This is a genomic window from Blastopirellula marina (genome assembly GCF_002967715.1).
GTDB lineage: Bacteria > Planctomycetota > Planctomycetia > Pirellulales > Pirellulaceae > Bremerella > Bremerella marina_B.
Genome location: NZ_PUIA01000081.1, coordinates 262767 through 282750, shown reverse-complemented (window position 1 = coordinate 282750; position 19984 = coordinate 262767). Strand labels below are relative to the sequence as shown.

The 19984-nt window shown below is 52.9% G+C and carries 10 protein-coding genes and 1 CRISPR repeat array; of the genes, 9 read left to right on the top strand and 1 reads right to left on the bottom strand.

Translation table 11 applies throughout. The features are described 5' to 3' along the window. Positions 1-217 precede the first annotated feature (217 nt). Both C5Y96_RS24830 and C5Y96_RS24825 read left to right on the top strand, forming a co-directional pair. Positions 218-787, top strand: a complete 570-nt coding sequence (locus C5Y96_RS24830; protein WP_105359051.1) for a sigma-70 family RNA polymerase sigma factor — start codon at positions 218-220, stop codon at positions 785-787. 110 nt (positions 788-897) lie between these two features. Then, on the top strand, positions 898-3147 hold the full coding sequence (locus tag C5Y96_RS24825; protein WP_105359050.1) for a serine/threonine protein kinase: 2250 nt from the start codon (positions 898-900) through the stop codon (positions 3145-3147). Between the two features lie 229 nt (positions 3148-3376). Here the strand turns inward: C5Y96_RS24825 and C5Y96_RS24820 are convergent, their stop codons facing one another. Beyond that, entirely contained in the window at positions 3377-4297 is a 921-nt protein-coding gene (locus C5Y96_RS24820) for a DUF1559 domain-containing protein (RefSeq protein WP_105359113.1), read from the bottom strand. A 902-nt stretch (positions 4298-5199) separates the two neighbouring features. Between C5Y96_RS24820 and C5Y96_RS24815 the strand changes: the two genes are divergently transcribed. The 7 genes from C5Y96_RS24815 to cas2 all read left to right on the top strand — a co-directional run bounded on the left by C5Y96_RS24815 (position 5200) and on the right by cas2 (position 17318). Then, on the top strand, positions 5200-6003 hold the full coding sequence (locus tag C5Y96_RS24815; RefSeq protein WP_105359049.1) for an ABC transporter ATP-binding protein: 804 nt from the start codon (positions 5200-5202) through the stop codon (positions 6001-6003). Then, positions 6000-8795 (top strand): ABC transporter permease, encoded by a 2796-nt coding sequence (locus C5Y96_RS24810; protein ID WP_105359048.1) that lies wholly within the window; start codon positions 6000-6002, stop codon positions 8793-8795. The genes C5Y96_RS24815 and C5Y96_RS24810 overlap by 4 nt, the downstream gene beginning before the upstream one ends. Positions 8796-8827: 32 nt before the next feature. Further along, complete coding sequence (locus C5Y96_RS24805; RefSeq protein ID WP_105359046.1) at positions 8828-9592, top strand: ABC transporter ATP-binding protein; 765 nt, start codon at positions 8828-8830, stop codon at positions 9590-9592. Beyond that, the gene (locus tag C5Y96_RS24800; RefSeq protein WP_105359044.1) at positions 9592-12405 is read left to right on the top strand and encodes an ABC transporter permease; all 2814 of its coding nucleotides are present in this window, start codon (positions 9592-9594) and stop codon (positions 12403-12405) included. The genes C5Y96_RS24805 and C5Y96_RS24800 overlap by 1 nt, the downstream gene beginning before the upstream one ends. 546 nt (positions 12406-12951) lie before the next feature. After that, positions 12952-16104, top strand: a complete 3153-nt coding sequence (gene cas9 / locus C5Y96_RS24795) for a type II CRISPR RNA-guided endonuclease Cas9 (RefSeq protein WP_158261415.1) — start codon at positions 12952-12954, stop codon at positions 16102-16104. Then, entirely contained in the window at positions 16097-16990 is an 894-nt protein-coding gene (cas1, locus tag C5Y96_RS24790) for a type II CRISPR-associated endonuclease Cas1 (RefSeq protein ID WP_105359040.1), read from the top strand. Before cas9 ends, cas1 begins: the two co-directional genes overlap by 8 nt. A gap of 1 nt (position 16991) precedes the next feature. Beyond that, the gene (gene cas2, locus C5Y96_RS24785; protein ID WP_199188790.1) at positions 16992-17318 is read left to right on the top strand and encodes a CRISPR-associated endonuclease Cas2; all 327 of its coding nucleotides are present in this window, start codon (positions 16992-16994) and stop codon (positions 17316-17318) included. A 53-nt stretch (positions 17319-17371) separates the two neighbouring features. Continuing rightward, positions 17372-19776: a CRISPR direct-repeat array (repeat unit 36 nt; unit sequence AGTGTACCTAAGCGACGATTCCCTCCAAGCCACAGC). Positions 19777-19984: the final 208 nt, after the last annotated feature.

Here is a 19984-nt window from a genome sequence, read left to right as displayed (position 1 = left end):
TTGAACGCAGACATGACCTGCCCCATGAAGGAAACCAGTCTATAAGTGGTAGTAGTCCAGAGTTCTTCTAGGGAGAGGGTGCAGGACCGTAGTCAGATTGTTCGACTGTACTTGCCCGATAGTGGTCAAAACTAAAGCTGGTATCGCTAGTAATTCAGGAATTGGTGGCCGATAATGTAAGCATGAAAGACGTTAGCCACCGACTGGGAGTCATCGCTTGTCGGAAGTGACCCGCATCATTCAGCAGATTCAGAACGGAAACCGCTCGGCCACAAGCGAGTTGTTACCCTTGGTATATGCTGAACTCAGGCATATTGCGGCACAAAAAATACGAAATGAACTTCCCGGTCAAACTCTTCAACCCACCGCTCTGGTGCATGAGGCCTATCTTCGCCTGGTTGGAAACTTGCACGATGGGTGGGATGGACGTGCCCATTTCTTTGGAGCCGCGGCCGAGGCGATGAGGCGAATTCTGATCGAGAGTGCTCGACGTAGAAAGAGCCTAAAACGTGGAGGCGAACGCCATCAGTTTGAAATCGATGAGGCCGATGCCATCGATTCGGGAAAGGACGTTGATGAACTGCTCGATTTGGATGCAGCTCTGAGTAAATTGAGTCATGTTGAGCCAGAATTAGCCAAGTTAGTTGAGTTACGTTACTTCGTAGGTTTAACAATCGATGAAGCAGCTGACGCGTTGAATATTTCCCCTTCAACGGTCAAAAGGCAGTGGTCTTATGCGCGAGCCTGGCTAGGCAGGGAATTGGGGGGAAGTATTTCCGCGGATTAAAGATTTTGGCCCAGAATATGGTCAGATCTCGCATGACCTGGAAGGATGGCTGATTCAATAATCGTCTTAGCCCATTGCTTCTTCTGCTTAAAACCAAGGGCCACCACAACATGTCTAAAGGTCAGGAAAAGTCGATCTTCTTTGAAGCGATTGAAATCGAGTCAGAGCCAGTTCGCAATGTATTTCTACAAAAGGCGTGTGGGAGTGATCAAGAATTGCTGGCGTCCGTCCAGGCATTGGTTTATGAGCACTTCCGAGAAGAGAATCCCGTCGATCGGCTGGCAATTTGGGATCTTGAAAGCACCGTCGGCTATCCAATGCAAAAGGCGTTCTCTTTTCCCTATGAGCCTGGGGCTGATGTCGGTCCGTTCAAACTTCGAGAACAGATCGGCGAAGGTGGTTTTGGGCTAGTATTCGTGGCCGACCAGGAAAAGCCGTTTCGGCGTCGAGTAGCACTTAAAATTATTAAGCCGGGTATGGATTCTCCGGAAGTGATCGCCCGCTTCGAGGCCGAGCGTCAAGCGCTCGCTCTAATGGATCATGCCAATATTGCTCGCGTTTACGATGCCGGAATGACGTTTAGAGGCCACCCATATTTTGTGATGGAACTCGTACGTGGCGTGCCGCTAATCGATTTTTGTGATCGGCACAAACTGACGACAAACGAAAGGTTGGACCTTTTCGTATTAATCTGCCATGCAGTCCAATATGCGCACCAAAAGGGGATTATTCATCGCGATCTGAAACCGTCGAATATTCTTGTTTCGCTAGAGAATGGCAAACCAGTTCCTAAGATCATTGACTTTGGGGTGGCCAAGGCGATCAATCAAACCCTGACCGATCGGACGATCTATACACGGTATGCTTCGATGATTGGAACACCAGCATACATGAGTCCTGAACAGGCAGAGATGAGCAACCTGGATATCGATACGCGGAGCGACATCTATTCCCTGGGGGTATTGCTCTATGAGATACTCACCGGTTCAACACCTTTGGTTCAAGATCGTGTAGCCAATGTCGGGCTTGACGAACTTCGCCGGATCATTCGAGAAGAGGAGGCCCAACGTCCTAGTTATCGACTTAGTACGCTTAACAATGAACTCGCAAGTACTATATCTGCGAATCGGCGAATGGAGCCTGCTCGGTTAACTTCCACTGTCAAAGGCGATCTCGATTGGATCGTTATGAAGGCTCTTAATAAGGATCGAAACCGTCGTTACGCGACGGCTGGGGCCTTGGCCAAAGACGTGACATGTTACTTGAATCAACAGCCTATCGAAGCGCGGCCACCTTCGTCACTATATCGCTTCTCCAAATATGCGAGGCGACACAAGATTGCAATTCTTGCCACGTCGATGGTTGCATTGGCATTGATCCTCGGGCTTGTTGTCAGTGCTTGGCAGGCAAGCGTTGCGACGATTGCTTTACGTGATGCTCGCCGTGCTGAAACAGAAGCGACTTCGGCCAAGGAAGAACTGGAGCAGTTCACCGAACGATTGAAACAAGCCAATTCATTGCTGACTTCGGGATATGCCCACGTTGATGCTGGAAACTGGGCCGAAGCTCACGATGCATATACGCAGGCAATAAAGGTGCAACCTCGCTACTTTCCTGTTTGGATAGGACGAGGGTCGCTTTATGCGAAGTTGGGACTTTGGGAACTAGCCGCCGATGACTATCAACAGGCGTTCGAGCTTGGAAGCCCGTTGGATCGCGTTGAATTCCTTGGTGTTCCGCAGCTATTCCTTTATACGGATAAGCGATCACAGTATTCCGTACTCCGCCAGCAACTCGCGCAAGTCGGAGAAATGACAGGTGGGGCTGTTTCCCGCGGAGTGTTGATCAGCCAGGATGTTTCTCCTGTAGAAGCGAGCAAAATCGCTGAAGCTTTTGAAGGGCAACTGACATCGTTAGATAGTGAAAAGAATGAAGAGGAATCACTGACTCAACGAAAGCATTCTCGTATTCCCATGGGAGTTCGATTGTATGTAGCCGGATGGGCACACTTAAAAGCAGGCAATCTAAAACAAGCAATCTTCCGCCTTCAGCAATCTAGTGATGATAGCCAAACCTGGGCAGGTCATGGGATAGGCTATCCGTTGATCGCTATTGCATATCACGAACAAGGACGATCAACTGATGCTCAAATGATACTTAAGCAGGCAGAACAACAGATGGAATTATGGCTGGAGTCCTCTCTCAACGGCCCAGATATATCGCTCCCAATTCCATGGTTTGATTGGATCGAATTCCTGATCAATTATGACCGGGCTCAAAGGCTTATTAACGGTAAGACTTCAACCCCAAATCCCAAGCTCGCTCAGAGAACTTCCAGGGCACTTGCTGTCATCGAATGATGTAGGTTGTCAGCTTGCTACGCATTAAGGTGCAAAAGTATGTGCCTACCGCCAAAGAACGGATGACGTCCTAATTATTGCGCAAATTTGAGATCCAGCCCTGGCTCTGGTATGGATTTGATTACCAAACATCAACCAACCAGAACCAAGGACTGACGATGACGAATGTACCCGAAGATCGCCGCAGTGAAGAGATCCGAGATGCCTTTCAGATCAACGGCGAGACCGCCTAAGGCATCTCGAAGACTTCTCCCCCTGAGCGAGAGTGCATGGCAACGACCGTCTCGATGTCAGTCGTCTCGGCAAGAAATCGGACACTGCCATCACCCAATGAGACCATTGCTCCACCAGGATGGAAGCTGTATAGACCTTGTTGGTTGCAAACATTGATCGCCTGCTGATAAACATTCGAGCTGTCCGATTCGGCAGAGCAATCGGAGTTGTAACTTCTAAGCCGTAAAGCTTGGGGGCCAGCCCAAGCTGACCAACCAGGTTGAGCGGTCATTGGGCTCGATTGTGGTTTGCCATTAATATACAAAACAGGGCGGGCACACACCTCTCCTAGCAAGACGGTATTGGACAGGCCGTCGGTAAATTTGGCCAAAGGGGTAGCCGCATTCGAATCGAGGCCGACATCGAGCGTGGGACCGCTAGGCCATACCCACGTTTGCAGGCGGACATAATAGTCACCAGGAGCACCATAGCGGTCCGGTATCAGCGTCGATTCCACGGGGCCGGTCGAGAGTTGTACTTGGCGGTCTCCGTTCGGAGTGGAAGGACAGACGAACAAATCAATTTTTGTTCGCACCAGTTCCTGATTGTCTTCATGGAAGTGGGGCAGATTGTCGTTGTAAAGCTCAGCTAAATTGCCTTGCTCGATGTAGGGTAAGATAGCAGTCGGCCATCCGGAAAAGACGGAATTTGCCCCATCATAAACGCCCGTAATTCGCGCCTGGGGAAACCCTTTATTGACGTCGGCATAGTTGTGAAATGCTAGACAGATTTGTTTCAGGTTGTTGGCGCATTGCATCCGGCGAGCGGCCTCCCGGGCCTGCTGTACCGCAGGTAGTAAAAGAGCAATCAAAATCCCAATGATGGCAATCACAACCAGAAGCTCGACAAGCGTGAACGCAGTACGGCGATGGAGCATTGAATAAAATTCTCAAAATATCGGTACGTCTCGGGAGGGGTTTACGTGTTGAAAATGCTAAATGCATCCCTCTCCGCTTCCTGCTCATCGATGGTCACGTCAAGTCGATGAAAACAACGCAAAGGAAGGACACAACCAACGTGCAATCAGAATGCCAAGTCTCTGAGAATAACGAGTTAGCCCGTGAACTGCCGTATCGAACTAACATCATTGAGATCTCGTGTCGATTGTAGTGACACTTACGTCGGCTGGAGCGACACAGCCGGGCCGATCTGCCATGCTCATGTGCCCCTAGTGTTTAATGTCTGGCCTAGCGTGATCCAAAGATATTTCAAAAAGTGGAGGGCCTTGATTGACATCGAAGAGGCTTTCATCAGCAAAATATTCTTACTCAACGGATTGCTATTCCGACGGATTTCAATGTTTGAACAGCTTGGGGGCCGGTTAGCGAGCGATTGAAACGTCTACAGATTTTGCATTCACCCAAATCATGGATGGACACCGAAAGGCTATTTAGTCCAAGTGATCGCGATAAAAGCCTCACATCCTTAACGGGCTAACGACTGTCTTGCGAACTAATTCCCTGGCCGATATCTTAAGTAGGTACATTCCTGTTTCTCATAGCGACTGCCAAGCCATATCTATTAGCCAGGCTTAGCCATTTGGCAATTTCTGAACGTGCGTTTCGGATCGCTTTTGTCACGAAACGTTTCACTTCAGTCGCTGCCGTGATTCTCCCTTAGTGCAGACTTGGGGCTTCACGAAATTCAAACTACTCGCCAGGAAGATCACCTCGAATATCCGTTCGTTGATTCCAACAGTCGGAATCGAAACGGTTCCCACGTTCAAGAGATGTCTTCCAAGCAGTTCCACAGAAGTCTTGATTGATCGAAGGAAGACGAATGTTGAGCGAGACAACCCCCCCGGAAGAAACGAACCAGTCGACACCTTTGCGTGCCGACGAACTCGTTAAGACTTTCCGACAAGGATCCAATTTGGTAAAGGCCTTAAACGGCGTTTCTCTCTCCATTCAAAAAGGTGAGTTCACCGCGATTATGGGGCCTAGTGGCTGCGGCAAGAGCACGCTGCTGCACGTGATGGCGGGCCTGACTCGGCCTGATTCCGGTGCGGTTTGGGTCGAAGGCGAAAAGCTATCGAGTTTGTCCGACGCAAAGCTGACCGATTTCCGTCGCCGCAGGATTGGACTGGTCTTCCAACAGTTCAACCTGGTTACCGCGCTCACCGCTCTCGAGAATGTGATGCTGCCTCTGATGGCGGAAGGGGGACGCGGTAGTGCAGACGCGCAAGATAGAGCCAGGCATTTGCTGGACCGGCTCGGCCTTGGCGATCGGCTTGGGCATCGGCCCGATGCCATGAGTGGCGGCGAACAACAACGCGTCGCGATCGCCCGGGCACTGGTTACGGACCCTGCGATTATCTTGGCGGACGAGCCAACCGGAAGTCTCGATTCCGGTAATGGCAATGCGATTTGCTCTTTGCTACGGGAACTTAACCAGGAGGAAGGGCGAAGCATTGTGATGGTGACCCATGAGCCTGCGGTTGCGGCTTGGGCCGGTCGCGTTGTTGTCATGAAAGATGGTGCCGTGTGTTCGGACTGGAACGCCGACCAATTTCCGGATGCCCAGTCCCTGGCACTCCGTTATCAAGAGATCGTCTCCGGCCAAGCCGCCATGGGGGCCGTATGAACCTGACTTGGAAACTTTTCATCGCTCACACGAGGCAGCAAAAGGTTCGTTTCCTTCTGACGGCCTTGGCGATGATCTTCGCAATCGGCGTCGTTCTGTGGGTGGTCTCCGCCTATGAAGCCATTGCCTCGCAATTTGACGAACAGACCGAAGGTTTCGTTGGAAACTATTCCGTTTTCGTCGTGCCGAAAGATGCTGACCAGCATATTTCCTCCGACGTGATCAATGCCGTCGCGAGTCATCCGGACGTTGAGTCCGCCAATCCGGTGATGCAATTCCGCATGATGTTTCGTCGTGCTGAAGAATTACCAGAAGGTGAGAATCGATCGCGTCGAGGTCTGGGGCGATTGGGGCCTAGCGTCGTAGGAACCAACGCGACGGAATCACGGCACCCGCTTCTGGAAGGGAGATGGCTCGATCCGACTACGGAAACCGAGGCCGTGGTCAGCAGCGGCGTTGCGGACGCGCTCTCGTTAACACCGGGAGATGCGATTCAGTTCCGCACCGAGAATCGAGAAGTGGTCCAGTTGAACGTTGTCGGTATCGTTCAACAAGCGGAAGCCGGGGTAGAATTCGCGATGACGCGAACCAAAGGGGGAGCTCCAGGTGGGGTTAACCGGGGACCAGCGTCACTGGCGGCATACGTTCCTAGACGGATTGTTCCTCGTTTAACCGGCTCGGCGGATGCCACGAACTTGATTGAAGTTCGCTTGCGGCCAGCCAAAACCGCGGACGTTCTGGGGGACACGATTGCATCCGCCAGCCCTGCCTTGGAATTGCTTCGCATGGAGGACATCCGCTCGAAGATATCGTCCGGGTTTGCAGCGGAAGGGGCGCGGAACCAGGCCTATTTTGTAACGGCCCTGTCCATCCTGGCATCAGCGTTCATAATCTTCACGACGCTCAGCATGGGAGTTAACGAACGTGCCCGACAGATGGCCGTGCTTCGCGCGGTGGGGCTTCGCCGATCGCAGGTTGCCTGGCTGGTATTGGTCGAGGCACTGGTTTTTGCCATCTTCGGCTGGGTTGGCGGCCTGGCAGGTGGCTGGATCTTGCTGCAGATACTTGCCAATGCCACGCCGGCACTGTTCCCAAACGGCGTGCAACTGGGAGTGGCAAGCATTCTGTTGACGGGACTTTGTTCATTTCTCGGAGCGTTATTGGCCTCAATTTTTCCCATCTGGAAAGCAACTCGCATCAGTCCGCTGGAAGCGATGGCTCCCACGCCGATGCGTCCCAGGACTTCGCGGTGGTATATGTTAGCTACGGTGGTCAGCTTGCTGCTGATCGCCGTCAATCCGTTGTTGGTTTATGCCGTGACGCTGCCCGAGCGGCTTAGGTTCGTATTGATTCTGCTGTTGGGTGCCCCGGCTACCGTCCTTGGTTTTGCACTTCTGGCCCCGCTAGTCGTTCTTGGTGTCGAACGGCTGTTAAGTCCGCTGATCGCCTTGATGATGCGGCTTCAAGCGGGACTCGTTAAAAGCCAGTTGAGTACCAACATGTGGCGGACTACAGGCATTGCCGCTTCGCTGATGCTGGGGCTGGGGCTCTATACGGCAACCCAGGTTTGGGGGCATTCCATGCTGGGTGGTTTTATGCCGGGACGTTGGACGCCTGACACGATCGTTAAATTCCCCAGCGGTCTGCCGCTGGATCAGTTTGAACGGATTCACCAGGTCGACGGAATCGATTCGAAGCGTTGTCTGAAAGTCGCGGTGGAGCAAACCAAGCTCGCTGGGGATCCGTTGAATGCCGCGGAACGCGATTCCGCCGTGCGACAAGACAATGTGTCTCTGATTGGAGTCGATTGCGAAAAGGCGTTCTCCGGCGACGATCCCCTGTTTCAACTCAGCTTCGTCCAAGGCAGCCGAGAGGAGGCACTCGCGAAACTGAAGGAAGGACGCTTCTGCCTGGTTCCTGATACGTTCGATCGACTGGCAGGGCTGAAGGTGGGAGACCGGATTACCATGATTCCCCCGAACCGCCCCAAAGATCCTGTCGAATACACAATCGCCGGTATCGTTTCGATGCCGGGTTCCAACTGGATAACGAAAACAACCGGCATTCGACGCCATTTCGTTCGGACGGCAGGCATTGTGTTGGCTCCTGAAACCGAAGTTCGGGAAGATTTCGCCTTGCCGACGCTTGAGTATCTGTGGCTGGATCCCAAGTCGGATGTGACAGGCGAGCAGCTTCGGGAGAACCTCAAGTCGATCGTTGCCGTAGGTCCCGCTGCCAGGCCCGAAGCAAGCGGGCCGGGAGGCATCGGGCCAGGACGCCGCGTCGGAGGATTTGGACGCGATGAATTGCAGGTCACGTCTCTTGAGAACGTTCGCAACAGCATGCGCCGCCGGGGCGGCGCCGCGGTTGGGGCAATGGGATGGCTTCCGTTGATCACGCTGCTGGTGGTCTCACTGGGTATCGTGAATACGATGGCCGCGTCCGTCCGCGCACGCCGTTGGGAGTTTGGCATATTACGAGCGGTGGGATTAAGGCGATTCGGTCTGGTCAAGCTTGTCATTTCGGAAGCGATTATGATTGGCCTGGTGGCCAGCGGGCTAAGCCTGGCCTTTGGTATCTTGACCGGGTGGACCTGCCTGGGGCTGGTTCGTTATGTCAGCAATCAATGGTTTGAGGGAGTGAGCACTCCGTTGGTGGTGCCTTGGTCCTCGCTCGTATTTGGTTATGTTCTCACGTTTGTGCTTTGCTTTCTGGCGGCGCTGTGGCCGGCGATCTCGTCCGGCAGGGCCGAACCGCTGTCGCTCCTGCAGGCCGGTCGCGCATCCACTTAGAACCACGTCCAGCTACTTTGGAAGTTGAGCCGATGAATTCCTCGTCCCAGACGTCTCCGCCCTTGGTGGTTGAGGGAGTCCGTAAACAGTTCAGGCGAAGTCAGACGGCCATCACCGCCCTCAACGAAGTCGACCTGACGGCTGAAGCGGGCCAGTTCATCGTCATCATGGGTGCCTCCGGATCCGGCAAGAGTACCTTGCTGCACGCAATCGCCGGCCTGACCGATGTGGACGCAGGAAAAGTTCTGGTGAACGGGCAGGACCTCTCCGAGCTCAGCGACGTTCGATTGACCAAATTTCGCGGAAAGGAAATCGGACTGGTCTTTCAGGCTTTCAATTTGATTCCCAGTCTGACCGCCGAAGACAACATTCGTCTGCCAGCCCCTGCCAGCAGCCATCTTTCCGAGCGTGTCGATCAGCTGCTAAAGCGGCTTAACCTGCAAGATCGACGGCTGCATAAACCTGGAGCTTTGTCGGGCGGAGAACAACAGCGTGTCGCCATCGCTCGGGCTCTGATCTGCGATCCGGCCATTCTTTTGGCGGACGAACCGACGGGAAGCTTGGACTACGACGCGGGACAACAGATCTGCCAACTTCTTCACGAGCTGTCGAGAGAGCAGGGGCGAACCATCATCGCAGTCACGCATGAGCCGAATGTGGCCATGTGGGCCGATCGTGTGGTCGTGATGCGGGACGGGAAGAACGTTGCTGAATTCACGCCTGACGGGTCTCGCGATCCGCAGGAGGTGGCCATGCAGTATCAAAGTCTACTGCGTCGTCCCATGGAGGCCGTTTAATGAGGAAGGTTTTGCGTCTGGCCTGGTCGTTCCTCTGGGAGTCTCCCGTTCGCGTCGCTCTGACTATTACCGCCACGGCCGCGGCGACCTGCCTGGTGATTTGGATCGCCAGTGGTTACGACGCGTTAGAAAAGACGTTCGACGACTATGCCAATCTTGCCATGGGACGTTACGAGTTGGCCGTTGCTCCCATCGAACAAAAGGAAGAGAAGTTCGTCCCCCCGGAAGTGTTGGACGATCTTAGGTCCGACCCGGTCGTGGCGAATGCGGATCCGATGTGGGCCGTTCGCGCTGAAGTAATCCCGCCAAAATCGGCCAGTCCGGCAGCGCGCGATAAGGATAACTCCGATAACAATGGTCCACCCACTGGATATGGCGGCGGGCCAAACATCCGGCGCCCCGGTAGCCTGCCGGGCACATTGCTGATGATCACAGACGCCCCTGAAGCCCCGTTCGAGATGCTGCGAGGCGATTGGCTATCGACAGAAGAATCGGACGTTCCGCAAGTTGTCGTGCGAACGGAAACAGCCCAGCGGATGGGGATCGATGTAGGCGACATGCTGACGCTGAAGCAGAACGATCAAGACCATAAACTGCAGGTGATTGGAATTCTGGATGCCCCGAAGCTTCGAGGTGCAGGGGATTCCGCTTTGCCAATTCTCGCCCCCAGCAAAGGCGAGATCTTTCTGACTCAATCCGCGGTGGAACGCATTCTTACGGATACGCCTAAAATCAGCCTGATTGCCGTCTCTTTGAAGGAAGAGACCGATATCAACACTTTCCGTTTTGGATGGGCGCCGAAACTTTCGTCGTATGCGACGCCTGTCCAGTTTCAGCAAGCTTTCGAGGTGGAAGAGGCACTGGATCAGAGCTCCTCCGCGGCAAATGTTCGTCTTCAATCGTTCGCCGCAACGGGGGTTTCGATGTTGGTCGCATTTCTGGTGGTGCTTTGCACGTTGAGCATGGGGGTGAACGAACGTATCCGACAGTACGCCATTCTGAGATCGCTCTCATTCACCCGTTTTCAGATTGCTCAATTAATCACGCTGGAAGGTCTGTTTCTGGGTGGTCTTGGTTTCCTGACAGGGCTCGGCATAAGCTATCTGGCACTATTGGCCGTCGGTATGGCAGCATCGCGAGTGCTTGACCATGGCGTAACGCTGGGGCGGCACAGTGTGTTGCTGGGGATGGCGGCAACGCTGGGGGGCGCGTTCATCGCGTCAATCATCCCTGCCTATGGAGCAACCCGCGTGAAGCCGATCGATGCGATGTCACCACGGGTCGAAGACGCGGGAGAAGAGCAGTTTTCTCGAATCGGGTTCCTTGTCGGGCTCGTATTGATTGCCGTGAACCCGGTTCTAACATTTCTGGTTCCGCCGCCCTTCGAGGCAGGGATCCCGGTCCTGATGACCATCGGCTTCGCCTCGATGGCAATCGGTTTCATTCTGATTTCTCCAGCGATTGTGGCTGGAGTTGACCGATGGATAAGCCCCGTCTTGGCTCGTTGGATGGGAATTGATCCGAAGCTGCTGGCTTGCCAGATAACCAGCCATTTATGGCGAACGGTCGGGGCCTCGATTTCCCTGGCCGTCGGCGTTGGGCTGTTTATTGGAATTCAGGTTTGGGGATTTACGATGCTGGAAGGGTTTATCCCAGGGCCATGGGCGCCCAATGCCCTCGTACAATTCAATTCAGGCGGCCTTTCCCGCTCGGAAGCCAACGCTGTGGTGGATATTCCAGGAATCAACCCCGAGCGAAGCTTTCCGATTGTCGTCGAACAGCCTCGGATGCGGGAAGACCTGACCAACAGCGCCGAGCGAGCCTCCGTCATACGCCAGGATAATATTGTTCTTGTCGGCATCGATGCCTCCCGAGCATTTTCGGGAAGCGACCCTTTTCTAAAGTTCGAGTGGGTGGAAGGGAATCCCGAAGAGGCTAGTAAAAAATTGGTCTCCGGAAGAGGCTGCATCGTACCGGATCACTTTCTACGGGAAACGGGGCTGAAGATCGGCGATACATTTGCTTTGGTACCTCCTGAGAACGCGAAGAAGGTTGTCGCTTATGAAATCGCAGGGGCCGTCAAGCTTCCGGGCTGGCATTGGCAAACCAAGCTGACTGGTTTCCGCACCCGGACGCATCGCGCCGCCGCGCTCGTTTTTGCAAACTATGACCCCGTCGCGCGGGACTTCGACCTTCCCCAGGCATCGCATGTCTGGTTTGATTTCGCCTCATCGGACGCCGATCCCCAACAGATTCAGAATCTAGCCAGCCAGTTCTATACAAAGCGTGTCCAGATGCAGGGTACCGGCACGACGCCAATGGAAGAGGCCGAGGTAAGCGTTATCCCTGTCAACCAAATCAGAGAGAGAACGCGAGGAGCTGCCCGACGCTGGATCTGGCTCGTCAGTCAGGTACCTCTGATAGCGTCTCTGATCGCCAGTATCGGTGTGCTCAACGTTTTTCTGGCATCGGTACGTGCTCGCCGTTGGGAATTCGGTGTGTTGAGAGGCATTGGAATCACCAGTTCGACGATCATCCGTGCCGTGTTGGCCGAAGGCATTTTGATTGGAATTGTCGCTGGCATATTGAGTGTCGGCTTTGGCATTATGTGCGGCTGGTGTGGATGTGGCATCGCCCAATACATGAGCTTCTTTGGTGGCATGCAGCCCGATCTTGTAATCCCGTGGGAAGCCGTCACCATCGGCCTTGTGGGATTGATAATTCTGGCAACGCTGAGCGCTGCCTGGCCGGCGTATTTGATCGGCAAGATACGGCCGCTGGTCTTGTTGCAAGAAGGACGAGGTTCCTTTTGAGGGATCGATGAGATACTCCTTTGGGGAGACTCACCGCGTGTCGGCTGCATGAGGTCAAAGGGGCGTGGGGACGTTATCACCGATAGACGTGGCCTATACGTTTAGTTCCGTTATATCCCGACAGTGTGATGGCACCGTCCACACTCTCGTTTTATTGTAGAACCTTGTGACAGATGCGCAAGTTCTTTTGAACACGTAATTTGCGGAAAAGCAACGTCATCAAGGCATCCTTCGCGTCCTCTTCCGAGAACCTCAACTAAACCTTGATGGTGTTAATAGCAGCCAATCAGGCTGACATCGACTTTGTCAGGCCCTCCTGGCACTTAACATCAAGTAATATTTCTTTTCGCGAACAGGCAATATTTGATTTCCAGACCTGCGCAAAAAAAGACGCCCCGCTGGGAGGCGTCAAAGGGTACTCGACGGAATGCTCCGTGAGCAAACCTTTCGCTGACTATTGCTTTACTATGACTTGCGAAGCAATCGTCGCTTAGGTACATGTGTAAGGATACCCACCCATCGAGCCATGTCAAGGAGTTCGCGAGAGTGATTACTGACGCGAAAAGTTCAAAAGACGAATTGATTCTTGGTTTAGACCTAGGCGTGGCATCTATTGGATGGGCACTGATTGCACCACAGAACAAGAAGCGGCCTATTGCGGCGATGGGAGTGCGGCGGTTTGAAGCCGGTGTTGAAGGCGGCGCCGCGAAGATTGAAGAAGGCAAGGCCACCAGTCGAGCAAAGGTACGGCGAGATAAACGCCAGGTCCGACGACAAGGCTTTCGCCGTGCTCGGCGCCTGGCGAACTTATTCTATTTGTTTCAGCAAAATGGCATGCTACCCGCTGGGCCTTCTAAGAAGCCTGAAGAAAGGCACGCGATATTGCAGCGAATGGATGCAGAATTAGGGAAAAAGTTTACCGATCGCTGCAATGCTCATGTCGTTCCCTACTATTTACGGGCATCTGCAACTGATTCCAATCAAGACTTGTCGCTGCTGGAAATTGGTAGGGCTCTCTATCATTTGGCTCAACGTCGAGGGTTTAAGACCAACCTCAAAGCAGCGAATGATGAAGAAGATGGAGTGGTCAAACAAGGCATTGGCCAGCTCTATCAAGAGATTGAAGGGGCTAACTGCCAAACCTTGGGGCAATACTTCGCTACGCTTGATCCCGAGCAGCTTCGCATCCGAGGCCGATGGACGTCTCGCCAGATGTTCTTGGATGAATTTGAGCTGATATGGAAGACGCAGGCTGGTTCTCATCCCGAATTGACGAATGAACTTAAAGAGAAGGTCCATCACGCGATTTTCTTTCAGCGTCCCTTGCGTTCTCAAAAGCATTTGATCGGACACTGCGAACTAGAAACAGCTAAACGGCGGGCACCTGCGGCAAGCCTCGAATTTCAGGAGTTTCGGTACCTCCAAAAACTCAACGACCTCACCTATTGGGATGAGGATTGCCAACCGCAACAACTCTCCGATCAGCAACGAGAGGAATTAATCACAGAATTGGAAGCAAATGGAGATCTTACGTTTAAAGGGATCCGCAAAGTCTTAAATCTCAAGACCTCGAAGCAGAACCCTTCGCTGCATATTTTCAATTTTGAGGAGGGGGGAGACTCCAAAATCCCCGGCAATCGTACAGCCAGCAAGTTGTCCGCGATTCTTGGTACCCAGTGGACCAGTATGCCGCCTGTCGAGCGTGGCGGACTAGTCGATTCAATTCTCAGCTTTCAGTCTGCTCCTGCACTTCGCAAGCACCTTGTATCGAAATGGGGAATCTCGGACGAAAACGCTCAACGGATTGTTGATTGTCGCTTTGAGGATGGATTCGGATCTCTGTCGCGCAAAGCAATCAGTCGGTTGCTTCCACACATGCGCCAAGGATTGAATTACTACCAGGCAGAGAACGCTGAATATCCCGAAGCCCGTAAAATGGATGCGATCTATGATCGACTGCCACCGGTCAATGTCGTTTTTCCTAGTCTTCGCAACCCAGCCGTTGTTCGCGTGCTGACCGAATTAAAGAAAGTAGTCAATGCGCTGATTCGTAAATACGGGCAGCCAACAAAGATTCGTATCGAGCTTGCTCGTGATTTGGCAAAGAGTAATCGACAAAAGCAAGCGATCTTCAAACGTAATCGTGAGAACGAAAAATCCCGCGAACGCGCCATCAAAGGCCTTTTGGCCGAAATGGGTGAAAAGTATGTCACATCAGGCAATGTCTTGAAGGTGCGACTGGCCGAGGAATGTAATTGGGACTGTCCTTACACAGGTCGTCGCATGGAAATGGCAACGCTTGTTGGAGAAAACCCACAGTTTGACATTGAGCACATTCAACCGTTCAGTCGCTCGTTGAACAATTCCTTCCTGAATAAGACTCTTTGCTATCACGAAGAGAACCGCAGTCGTAAGAAGAACCGTACGCCTTGGGAGGCGTATGGCGAAACGGAATCCTGGGATGAGATGTTGATGCGAGTCAAGAACTTTATCGGTCCCGCTCGCAACAAGAAATTGGAACTTTTCTCGGCTCATGCAATCGAAGAAGGCTTCGCGCAACGCCTTTTAAGTGACACGCAGTTTGTCACCAAGACGGCCGCTGACTATGTAGGGCTGCTCTTTGGCGGTAGACAGGATAGCGATGGCAAGCTTCGCGTTGAGGCGCGGACAGGCATGCTCGTCTCGTACCTGCGGGACGTTTGGCAAGTAAACCGAATACTTCATGGGGGCAACCAGAAGAATCGTGCTGATCATAGGCATCACGCGGTTGATGCATTGGTAGTTGCGTGTTCGACAAATGGAACCGTAAAGCAGTTGAGCGACGCGGCCAAACGTGCCGAAGAGCTTGGTATTCGGCATAAATTCGATGACGTTGAACTTCCCTGGAAGAACTTCATCGAGGATGCCACAACGGCGGTGAATGAAGTCATTGTCTCAACCCGTGTTCATCGTAAGCTCAACGGACAAATTCACGATGAATCGAATTTCAGTCCTCCTTGCGTTGACCCGGAAAACAAGAAGACGTATCACCGCATTCGCAAACCTCTCAGTTCTCTGAGTGCAAACGAAGTTGACGCGATTATTGATCCGGCAGTTCGCGACGCGGTGAAGACTCAACTTGATCGAATTGGAGGGGTACCTGCCCAAGCATTTAAGGATGAGGCAAACCTGCCGTACATTCGTGGGCGGAATGGAAGGTTCGTGCCAATTAAGAAGGTACGGATTCGCTCGCGAATTTTGCCAAAACTCGTTCTCGGCAAGGGGGACAGTCGGCGCTATGTGGCACCTGGCAACAATCATCATGCCGAGTTTCTCTTGAAGTTCGACAATGACAAGGAGAGGGCCGTTTGGGATTTCACGGTAGTATCGCTGTATGATTCGATGTTGCGATCTAAAAAGGGCCAGGAAGGCCCGTGCGAGGTAATTCAGAAAGATCACGGCCCAGGTGCGAAGTTTATGTTTTCGCTCGTGCCTGGAGAGCATCTTGAAGTCGAGATCGAGCCTGGGCAACGTCAGGTTGTTCGATGCCTGAGCTTTTCTGATGGAGATTTAGAGTTAATTCTTCCCGAAGATGCTAGGCCAAGTACTGAACGAAAAGCTTCGCGAATTAGAATAAGAAGTGCAAAACGACTGACCGAAATTCAACCACGGAAGGTTCTTGTCGACCCAATTGGACAAGTCTTTCCGGCTAATGATTGATCGCATCTTAGATTTTTCCAACCGTGCTGCATCACTACGCATACGGAATCGCCAGCTTGATGTTCGCTTCAAAGAGGACGAACAACAGGTTCAGATTCCCGTCAGCGACATTGCTGTCGTCGTTATCGCGAACCCGCAGGTTCATTTTTCGCACGCGGTATTATCGGAATTATGCGATCACGGGGCAGTGCTGATCGTCTGTGATTCGAGCAGCCTGCCGACAGGAATGTTGCTTCCGTTGAACGCGCATCACTGGCAGGTGAGCCGGTTTGAGCAACAGGCCAAGATCAAGCTGCCGTTGAAGAAAGCTCTATGGCAGCAGGTTGTTAGACAAAAAGTTCGCAACCAAGCCACATCACTGGAACGTGCAATTGGCTCGGATCGAGGGCTCAAGCATCTGGCTACTCAGGTGCGTTCAGGCGATCCGAACAATGTTGAGGCCCAGGCCGCAAGGCGATATTGGTCGGCCATGTTCGGTGATTCGACTTTTAAACGGGATCGTGATGCTAAGGACGAGAATCTGCTTCTGAACTATGGCTATGCCGTATTGCGGGCGATTGTCGCTAGAGCCATTTGTGCTTCCGGCTTGCATCCTTCGTTGGGGATCCATCATCACAATCGCGGCAGTGGATACCCATTGGCAGATGATCTGATGGAACCGTTTCGTCCGGTTGTCGATGAAGCCGTATGGAACTTCGTATCGGAGAATCATGTTCCATCAAGTTTAAGTACGCTTGAGAAACAACATATCATTTCGCATTTGCTCTCGAAGTTCACCCATTTGGGAGAACAACGCACTTTATTTGACATTGCTTGTCGGACAGCTAGAAGCTTAGTCCGCGCCATCGAAGGGGAGACAAGGAAGCTCGAACTACCGGAGTTTTAGAATGCTATCGGAGTACAAGGGCATGTGGCTATTTATCATGTTCGACCTTCCTGTCGACACACGTAAAGCTCGAAAAAACTACGCCAAATTTCGCAAGCAATTGCTTGATGAAGGCTTTCAGATGATGCAATACTCGGTGTATTCTCGATATTGTGTGAGCGAAGAGGTTTCAACAAAGTTCGTTGGACAAATACAAAAGAACTTGCCGCCCGCCGGGCAGGTTAGATTTATGGCCGTAACGGACCGTCAATTCGGCAAAATGAAGGTATTCTATGGCAAAAAACGTGCGGAAACCGAGCAGGCACCTCAGCAAATGCAGCTGTTTTGATACAGTTGCTGAGGGCCTAACTCATTGCTCCACAACGGCTTGGGGAACGATCAAGTGTACCTAAGCGACGATTCCCTCCAAGCCACAGCTTGAACCTCGCTTCAAAGGTACGAAACCAGAGTGTACCTAAGCGACGATTCCCTCCAAGCCACAGCCAAGAATCATGGCTGATGTAGACCGCTTTGAGTGTACCTAAGCGACGATTCCCTCCAAGCCACAGCCGTAGACATAGCCGGTAAGCATCTTCTCGCAGTGTACCTAAGCGACGATTCCCTCCAAGCCACAGCCCAACTCGCAACGGTATAACCATCGAGGGTAGTGTACCTAAGCGACGATTCCCTCCAAGCCACAGCGATGCCCGGGTAAGCCTCACAAATCTCGCGAGTGTACCTAAGCGACGATTCCCTCCAAGCCACAGCTACTACGCGGCACTGCATCAGCCAACCTCAGTGTACCTAAGCGACGATTCCCTCCAAGCCACAGCGCAGCAGAGGCACGAGCCACGCGAGACGACAGTGTACCTAAGCGACGATTCCCTCCAAGCCACAGCGCGTTTAGCTGGTCGGGCGTTCGCCTGACGAGTGTACCTAAGCGACGATTCCCTCCAAGCCACAGCCACCTGACCTGCTGGCATCAGTGCGGGGGCAGTGTACCTAAGCGACGATTCCCTCCAAGCCACAGCATTGGGGCGACAACGGATTTGGCTACGAAGTGTACCTAAGCGACGATTCCCTCCAAGCCACAGCTGTCCCTCGTGGGACTTGTCTACATGGCTGAGTGTACCTAAGCGACGATTCCCTCCAAGCCACAGCGCCTGTTCGACGCGTCATCGCCGCAAGGGGAGTGTACCTAAGCGACGATTCCCTCCAAGCCACAGCTTGAGTTTACCGGCACTCTGGCAGCGGCATAGTGTACCTAAGCGACGATTCCCTCCAAGCCACAGCGTGATTGGCCCAATCAAAAGCATCGTGGGAGTGTACCTAAGCGACGATTCCCTCCAAGCCACAGCCTTTTGTTGAAGCATTCCAGGCGAACTTTCAGTGTACCTAAGCGACGATTCCCTCCAAGCCACAGCACTGCCGATCACGACGCCGGTGGAGGAAAGAGTGTACCTAAGCGACGATTCCCTCCAAGCCACAGCATCGTTTCCATTTCCAGTCGCAGAATATCTAGTGTACCTAAGCGACGATTCCCTCCAAGCCACAGCATCGAACAGGATCTGGAAGAAATCGGCTAAGTGTACCTAAGCGACGATTCCCTCCAAGCCACAGCCCGCGAACTGGAAGCCCTGCTCGATAGCCAAGTGTACCTAAGCGACGATTCCCTCCAAGCCACAGCGTTCCTTGCGTGTTGGAAATGGGTTGTCGAAGTGTACCTAAGCGACGATTCCCTCCAAGCCACAGCGTTGTTCTCGTTTTTGTTCACCGGGTACAAAGTGTACCTAAGCGACGATTCCCTCCAAGCCACAGCATTTTGAATCGTTGCTTCTCACCTGCGATCAGTGTACCTAAGCGACGATTCCCTCCAAGCCACAGCCCATGGACCGCAGCCCAATGGATCCAGGCAGTGTACCTAAGCGACGATTCCCTCCAAGCCACAGCGCAAGTTTGGGAGTGGTCGCAAGAACTTAAAGTGTACCTAAGCGACGATTCCCTCCAAGCCACAGCAGATTGACGTAAGGATGTTTGTTTCCTTTTTAGTGTACCTAAGCGACGATTCCCTCCAAGCCACAGCCTGCTTCGGATTCCTTAATTGCGTGAACTGAGTGTACCTAAGCGACGATTCCCTCCAAGCCACAGCCGTCGAAGCTCAGGCGTTCCTCCGCTTTGAGTGTACCTAAGCGACGATTCCCTCCAAGCCACAGCGCGATTTTGATACACCCAGCGGGATCTCTCAGTGTACCTAAGCGACGATTCCCTCCAAGCCACAGCAGAATACTCTCGCGTTGTACCACGCTACAAGTGTACCTAAGCGACGATTCCCTCCAAGCCACAGCAAGTGCAGCGCATCGAAAAACGCCTGCGTGGAGTGTACCTAAGCGACGATTCCCTCCAAGCCACAGCAACGCCTATTCGTTTGCAGTTGCGGCGCAGAGTGTACCTAAGCGACGATTCCCTCCAAGCCACAGCGAAGATTCGGAGCGTCATAGGGTGCCGACTAGTGTACCTAAGCGACGATTCCCTCCAAGCCACAGCAAGCCGTGCGGGCATTGCGGTACAGCTACGAGTGTACCTAAGCGACGATTCCCTCCAAGCCACAGCAGAGGAAGGTTTGCACGGTGGTAAGGTTTCAGTGTACCTAAGCGACGATTCCCTCCAAGCCACAGCGCGTGGCGCTCCACTTGTTCCCGCGTGGTAGTGTACCTAAGCGACGATTCCCTCCAAGCCACAGCAAGCACGCAGTCATCGAGCCGTTCATTGCTAGTGTACCTAAGCGACGATTCCCTCCAAGCCACAGCGGCCAGGAGTGGATCGAGAAGTGCCATCGGAGTGTACCTATGCCCATGACGTAAAGGTTAAGAAGAGTTTCTGGGCGAGGTATCGAGTTAAATTTTATCCAGAAATGAGGCATAATTAGAAAAACAAGGATAAGAAGAAGCAAGCGTAGCGGGAGATTAGCTATCAGTGCGCCGGGAGCTAAATTCAAGGCGAATTGGTGTCATAATA

Bases quoted from the DNA above. Each gene is read 5' to 3' on its own strand.
- C5Y96_RS24825 (WP_105359050.1), top strand. From the start codon at position 898: ATGTCTAAAGGTCAGGAAAAGTCGATCTTCTTTGAAGCGATTGAAATC.
- C5Y96_RS24820 (WP_105359113.1), bottom strand. From the start codon at position 4,297: ATGCTCCATCGCCGTACTGCGTTCACGCTTGTCGAGCTTCTGGTTGTG.
- C5Y96_RS24815 (WP_105359049.1), top strand. From the start codon at position 5,200: ATGTTGAGCGAGACAACCCCCCCGGAAGAAACGAACCAGTCGACACCT.
- C5Y96_RS24810 (WP_105359048.1), top strand. From the start codon at position 6,000: ATGAACCTGACTTGGAAACTTTTCATCGCTCACACGAGGCAGCAAAAG.
- C5Y96_RS24805 (WP_105359046.1), top strand. From the start codon at position 8,828: ATGAATTCCTCGTCCCAGACGTCTCCGCCCTTGGTGGTTGAGGGAGTC.
- C5Y96_RS24800 (WP_105359044.1), top strand. From the start codon at position 9,592: ATGAGGAAGGTTTTGCGTCTGGCCTGGTCGTTCCTCTGGGAGTCTCCC.
- cas1 (WP_105359040.1), top strand. From the start codon at position 16,097: ATGATTGATCGCATCTTAGATTTTTCCAACCGTGCTGCATCACTACGC.
- cas2 (WP_199188790.1), top strand. From the start codon at position 16,992: ATGCTATCGGAGTACAAGGGCATGTGGCTATTTATCATGTTCGACCTT.